The sequence below is a fragment of the Pseudomonadota bacterium genome (assembly GCA_010028905.1).
In the GTDB taxonomy this organism is placed as follows: Bacteria; Vulcanimicrobiota; Xenobia; order RGZZ01; family RGZZ01; genus RGZZ01.
Genome location: RGZZ01000626.1, coordinates 1 through 2460, shown reverse-complemented (window position 1 = coordinate 2460; position 2460 = coordinate 1). Strand labels below are relative to the sequence as shown.

The 2460-nt window shown below is 67.9% G+C and carries 2 protein-coding genes; one reads left to right on the top strand and one right to left on the bottom strand.

The window, feature by feature from the left end:
- The first annotated feature begins 58 nt into the window (after positions 1-58).
- On the top strand, positions 59-832 hold the full coding sequence (locus tag EB084_23695) for a hypothetical protein (protein ID NDD31266.1): 774 nt from the start codon (positions 59-61) through the stop codon (positions 830-832).
- Positions 833-854: 22 nt separating this feature from the next.
- Here EB084_23695 and EB084_23690 read toward each other — a convergent pair.
- The coding region (locus EB084_23690; protein NDD31265.1) for a hypothetical protein at positions 855-2460 on the bottom strand (1606 nt) is incomplete at its 5' end.

Sequence of the window (2460 nt, the reverse complement as noted above, 5' to 3'; positions counted from 1 at the left end):
TGCGCCTGTCGCAGGCAGGAGCAGAAGGCCGACGAGCGCGGCGCGAAGCGCGCTCGAGATGGTCGCTGGGAAGGGGGCGCGTGGCCCTGTGTGGGCCTCCTGCGTGCGTGCGTTCATGGGTCAGGCTCAATCCTTGTCTGGCATCGCGCGGCCCGAGGTGGTGTGCCCGCGGGGCGCCGGAGAGGGGATCTCCCTCCCGTCTGGCGAACGAGCCGCCAGCATGATCAAGCGAATCTTCGGCGTGCTGCTCCTGCTCATCCTCGTGGGGGGCATTTTTCTGGCCTACCACAGGCTTCTCGACGAGAAGGTCTGCCACGACACCAACAAGTGCCAGGATCGCCTCCACAGTCTCGAGACGCAGCTCGAGTTCTACTCCAGCGACCACGTTCTCGCCCTCGAGAAGAAAAGTGGCGAGGCGTCCGAGCGACGCGCGTTCTATCCCGCCGACCTGGCCGAGCTGGCGCGTGAGGAGAAGGGCTCGGTCGAGTTCACCACCTGCCCCGCCTACGGCGTCGCCTATCGGTACGCGACGAGAGACGATGGGCAGTCGTTCTTCGCCTACTGCCCGGCGCGGCATCGCTTCCACTTCGACGGGCAGCCGTTCGTGAACGCCATCGAGCCGGAGGCTGTCGACATGCACCTGCGCGTTGAAGGCGGTCGCGTCGTCAATCTCGAGGGGGAGCATGCGAACCCGTGGGACTTCCAGACGCCCACGCGTCGCGACGTGGGTTCCCCCAGAGCGCCGGGCACATTCTGCGAAGCGCCCACCGACATCGCCGCGAGCGCATTTCAGATGCTTGCGGAGAACCCCCGCGCGCTGACGCGCTGGTAGGTCTCACGCCGCATCGCAGGGCCTACCAGAGCGGCCACTTCTTGCGTGATTTGGCCAGCTGCTCCTCGAGCAGGTGCCGCTCGTCACGCTCCCGCTCCTTCTCGCGGATCTCGCGCTGCAGGCTCTCCTGAAGTTCGCGGATGCGCCGCTCATAGAGCACCTGGGTCTCGTACTTCTCCTTGCGCAGCTTCTCGAGTTCCTGGCCCAGCACCACGGTATCCTTGCCCGACTCGCTGAGCAGGTTGTCCTTCTCTCGCATGGTGGCGCGCATCGCTTCGATGGACTGGTGCATCTCGCGCAGCTTGGCGTCTCTGAACTTCTCCGGATCGGAATAGGCCCGCAGGGTCTCCGTCAGCGCGTTCTTCTTCGCCGTGAGCTGATCGATCTCGGCGCGAAGCTCCTTCTCAACCAGCTCGAGTCGCTCCTGGGCAACGCGCTGCGCCGCTTCGGCGGCGTGCACGCGCTGGTCGAGGTCGGGGCGGTCTGCTTGCGTGTCCTTGTCGCCCGCTTCGAGCTGCGAAATCCTGGTCTCGAGGGTTGCGTGTGATGCGTCTCGAGCGGCGAGCTGCTCGGTGAGGGTGCGCTCTCGCTCGCGCAGGGAACCGACCTCGTTCCTGGCCTCGTCTCGCGACCTCTCCGCCGCGCGAGCCTGCTGGCGAAGGGCGTCGAGCTCTGTGGCGAGCCGCGCGGCGTCGATCGGCCCGGCGCCTTCTGTGAGGCGCTGCAGCTCGGCGATCTGCTTCTTCAGTGCGTCGATGGTGGCCAGATGTGACGGGGTCTCATCGGGCCGGTTGCTGTGCTCGCCCGCCTGTGCCTGCAGCGCCGCGACCTCGTCCTGGAGGCGTGCCAGGTCTGCGCGCAGCCCTTGCTCGACGGCGCTTGCCTGCTCGAGCGCCTCTCGCAGGGCCGACGCTCCGCTCTGCTGGGTCTTCTCGGTCTCGCGACGGGCGTCGCTCTCGGCCCGCAGGGAGGCCAGCTCCTCGCGGAGGCGGGAGGCCTCGATGCGCACGGCCTCTTCCTTCTGACGCGCCTCTTGCAGCTGGCGGGTGATGGCGCCAAGCTCGGCACGCGCCCCCACCAGGTCGATCTCGCCTTGTCGATGCTGGGCCTGCACCGCGCTTTCTCGCTCGGTCGCCCGACGGGCCGTGTCTTCGAGGCTCTCGACGCTGCTCTTGAGGGTCGCGCGCTCGTCGCGCAACGCGTAGATCTCGTTCTGCATGGCCGCGACCCGCTCCTCGGTGGCCGTGAGACGGGTTCGCAGGTCGTCTGTGGCGCTCTCCGCGTTCGCTGCGACCTCTGATCGGGCTGTGCTTCCCATCGCTTCGCGGAGCGCGCTGAAGCCTTCGAGCAGCTTCTGGTTCGACTCGACCAGATCGAGAAGGCGATCGCTCACGCTGCGCTCGAGATTGGTGCCGATGGCGTCGACCTTGACGGAGAGGAACTCCTCGATGTAGCCCGCCAGATCGAGGTCGTCGAACACGCGCGGCGCGTCGGTCTGCGCCCCCGTGCCGGACGGATCGCGTCGCTTGTCGCCCGCGGCCTGCTGCTCGGTCTCTGCCGAGCGGCTCTCGTCGGCGCCGCCTTGCCCAGGGGCGGACGGGTCGCCGGGGCGGGCGGTCTTTCTTGCG

Coding starts and splice junctions, on each gene's coding strand:
- EB084_23695 (NDD31266.1), top strand. CDS start 59: ATGGTCGCTGGGAAGGGGGCGCGTGGCCCTGTGTGGGCCTCCTGCGTG.